Source organism: Micromonospora sp. S4605 (assembly GCF_003176715.1).
Lineage (GTDB): Bacteria > Actinomycetota > Actinomycetes > Mycobacteriales > Micromonosporaceae > Micromonospora > Micromonospora echinaurantiaca.
In genome coordinates, this window is record NZ_QGSW01000107.1 from 1 (window position 1) to 1,188 (window position 1,188).

Annotated in this window: 3 protein-coding genes; all 3 read right to left on the bottom strand. The window is 75.0% G+C overall.

Annotation, left to right across the window (positions count from 1 at the left end):
- Positions 1-124: 124 nt before the first annotated feature.
- Entirely contained in the window at positions 125-394 is a 270-nt protein-coding gene (locus DLJ47_RS06680) for a hypothetical protein (RefSeq protein ID WP_109899190.1), read from the bottom strand.
- Positions 395-519: 125 nt separating this feature from the next.
- Positions 520-867, bottom strand: a complete 348-nt coding sequence (locus DLJ47_RS06685) for a hypothetical protein (protein WP_109899191.1) — start codon at positions 865-867, stop codon at positions 520-522.
- Positions 864-1,188 (bottom strand): hypothetical protein (locus tag DLJ47_RS35635; RefSeq protein WP_158289786.1); only part of this gene is annotated, 325 nt, incomplete at its 5' end. The genes DLJ47_RS06685 and DLJ47_RS35635, both read right to left, overlap by 4 nt.

The window sequence follows — 1,188 nt, forward strand, 5'->3', positions numbered from 1 at the left end:
CCCCCCAGACTCCGGCCATCCAGCCGGAGCCCGCCCCGGCCGGTACCAAGGTGACGAGAGGGCCCGCCGGCGGGGTAGATGCCGGCGGGCCGCTCCTCATCCCGCAGCCGCTTGCGGAATTGCGTCAGGCCGAGCCCTGCCCGCGTAGCCACGCCTCGACCTCGTCGGCCAGCTCGTCGGCGAACCCGACCTCGGCCAGCGGCGTCACCCCGGCATCCTCAGCCACATCGAGCAGATCATCGGCGGCAGCCTGCCGGGCCAACTCGTCCAACGGCCCCGGGTCGCCGTTCTCGACCGCGTCGACTGCCCGCATCAACTCGGCCAGGCCGTCACGCAGCCGCTGATCCTCGCGCGCCTGCTCGGCTTTCCCGTCCTCGTAGCCGGCCTCGTACACGTCTCCGTCGTCCTTCGGCGGCCGCTCGCGGGTGACACCGTCGCGGGTGTGCCACCACCGGCGGGGTAGGCCACGACGTGCCGCCAGGGACCTGCTGGCCGGCCTGGTGGACCGGCGGTTGCCGCTCACCGGACGCCCCGAACGATCCGGCGCGGCCGGCGTACCCGCTGCGGCGCTGTCACCTCGGCCGGCACCACATGCTCCGCGCGGGCCGGTGCCGGGCGGACCGGGTCGCTGACCGTTTCGATCCGCGGCCGCCGGTCGGCCGGCAGGTGGGACATGGCGGCGACGATCAGCACGTGGGCGCGCCCGTCGGCCAACATCGCCTGCGCGTTCTCCCACGAGCGGACGACCCCGACGAGTTCGTACCCGCACGCCTCGACCCGTTCGAGGCACGGGGCGGCGACGGCGGCGAAGTCGGCCGGGCCGCTGATGGCCGCGGGGACGAACACGACGGCCTGGTCCCGGGTCACGACATCCGCCCGGCGGCCCAGTCGGCGACCCGACGCAGCCGGTACGCCAACGCGATGCCCTGGGCGACGTCGACCACCTGCACGACCTCTTCGGTGCGGCTCTCGGCGAACAGGACCTCGACCGTGGGTGGGGCGTCGGCGATGGTGAGCTGCACCAGGGTGACGAAGATGCCGACCAGTTCCCGGCCGGTGGGGTTGGCGGCCAGCTGCGGGGAGCGGTGCTCCTGCCGGGCGGCGCAGCCGCGCCGGTCGCACCAGGCGGGGTGCTCCGGTTCGGCGGGCGGTTCGGCGGGGTCGGGCGCGTACAGGACGCGCGGGGTG